The sequence below is a fragment of the Collinsella sp. AM24-1 genome, from assembly GCF_003470325.1.
Classification (GTDB): Bacteria; Actinomycetota; Coriobacteriia; order Coriobacteriales; family Coriobacteriaceae; genus Collinsella.
This window is the reverse complement of the sequence record NZ_QRHM01000050.1, coordinates 1-2,016: the sequence shown is the minus strand read 5'-3', so window position 1 is coordinate 2,016 and position 2,016 is coordinate 1. Positions and strand designations below refer to the sequence as shown.

Below are 2,016 nucleotides of genomic sequence, written 5' to 3'. Positions count from 1 at the left end.
TCGTCGGCGCGTTCTTCGGCGTGCTGGCGTAAGGGCCCGGCTGCATAGATTTTCGTTGCAACCTGGAAAGGGGATGGAGCAGGCCTATGCCCTCCATCCCCTTTTTGTATAGAAGGAGTTCGTATGTTCGCGAAGGATCGCGAAGCAATGCGCCTGACGCCGGCGGAGGTCAGGCTGATTCTTATTGAGTCCCTGCAGTGGTGCGCCAACAACGCGGTCTACTTTTTGGGGCTTATCGGTGCGGCCACGTATGATCTGGCCGGCACGGCCTTTTTGGTTGCCGCCATTACGCTCGTGCGCAATCTTATGACGTCGGCGGGCAATATGGTGTCGGGATCGGTCATCGATCGCTTTGGACCGCGTCGGACGTCGTTTGTGACGTGCGTGATTACGGCAGTGCTATCGCTTGGCGTGGGGTTAGCACCGTTGTCTGTCCCCGGGCTTGTGTTTGCCGCGTGCGTCTTGGGGCTTGCGGGCGGCTTTATCAACACCTGCACGCATGCGTTTCCGGGATACCTGGAGTCGACCACCGAGGGCCGTACCCGCGTGAACGGTCTCATGGTGTTCTACAGCAATATCGCCTATACCGCTGGCCCGCTGCTCGGTGGTGCCATCGTGAGCTGTTTTGCCACGCAATCGGTCTATCTGCTCATGGCGGGCATGATGGGTGTGGCGGCCGTGCTCTCCTTGGGCTGTCACGAGTGCGTTGCTCCCGCAAAAGGGGAGAAGCCGAAGGGCGGTATTCTGGGCGGCATGGCCGAGGGTGCGCGACTTACGTTTCGCGATCACGACCTGCGCCTCATCTTTATCTCGGGCTTTTTGGGTTTCTTTGCGTTTGGCGCGTTCGATTCGCTGGAGTCGTTGTTCTACCGTGATGTGCTCAACGTGGATATCGTCTGGCTGGGCTGGCTGTCCTCGGTCGTGGGCCTTACTTCCTCGGTGGGTGCGTTCATCCTGACCAAGCTTTCTACTCGCCATGTCAACCTGCGATTGCTACTCGGCGCGCTCATGGCCGTGGGCATTGGGTCCATGGTGTACGTGGGCACCGATATGCTGGGGGTCGCGATTATCGGTCAGGCGATTAACGGTCTGGCCTGGGGATTCCTAGAACCGCTACAGATGATCTTGATTCAGGAGCGCGCCGACATCAAATACCTGGGGCGCATTACCGGCTTTGTGCGTTTTGGCCTGATGAGCGCCGGCGTGCTGCCGCTGCTGGCGGCTCCGTTTTTGGCGGAGGCTTTGGGCGTCCAGGCGGTGCTGTTTGGGGCATCGACCATTATTGCGCTGGTAGGAACGCTGTTCTTTGTCGCACAAGGGAGGCGTCGGCGGTGTTAGCTATACATTCAATTCTAATTTAATACCACTCACCAGAGAATTTCGACCGTTCACCGAGGATTGGAACAGATTGATAAGTGGTATTAAAAACACGTTAGGTGTATGTCTATAATTGGTATCGAAAAGAAACGCGATGTATAGAGTTGCGTGCAGGACAGAAAGGAAAAGCCATGAAGGAAACCGAGAAGATCGAGATCATGCACTTTAGCCAGGAGGGCTACGTCGAGGATGGCAAGAACGTCTACGAGGCCGGCAAGAAGATGACCGCCCTCGCCGACAAGGTCGCCGACGAGGGCTACGACGCCGTGTTCCTGATGGGCGTCGGCGGCACCTGGGACGAGCTCATGCAGCTCGAGTACCTCATGAACAAGTTCGGCGACCGCGACCTCGAGGTCTACCTGATCCACGCCGCCGAGTGGAACGTCTCCGGCCACAAGCGCATGACCGAGAAGTCCGTCGTGCTCACCGCCTCCGAGTCCGGCACCACCCCCGAGGTCCTCGAGGCCGTCAAGAAGATGAAGGAAAAGGGCATTCGTGTCTACGCCATGACCAAGCCCGAGGGTCTCATCGGCCAGGCTGTCGGCGCCGAGAACTGCGTCAAGATGGCGTCCGATCATGGTAACGGTGGCTGCGAGATGGGCTACTACCTCGCCGACTGCTTCGGCCTGCGCCTGCTCA

At 58.4% G+C, this 2,016-nt stretch carries 1 protein-coding gene and 1 pseudogene; both read left to right on the top strand.

The genetic code is table 11. From position 1 onward, the window contains the following. The first annotated feature begins 123 nt into the window (after window positions 1–123). Complete coding sequence (locus tag DW661_RS09960) at window positions 124–1,338, top strand: MFS transporter (protein WP_199584900.1); 1,215 nt, start codon at window positions 124–126, stop codon at window positions 1,336–1,338. Between the two features lie 170 nt (window positions 1,339–1,508). Beyond that, window positions 1,509–2,016, top strand: a pseudogene (locus DW661_RS09955) (SIS domain-containing protein); the annotation flags it as partial.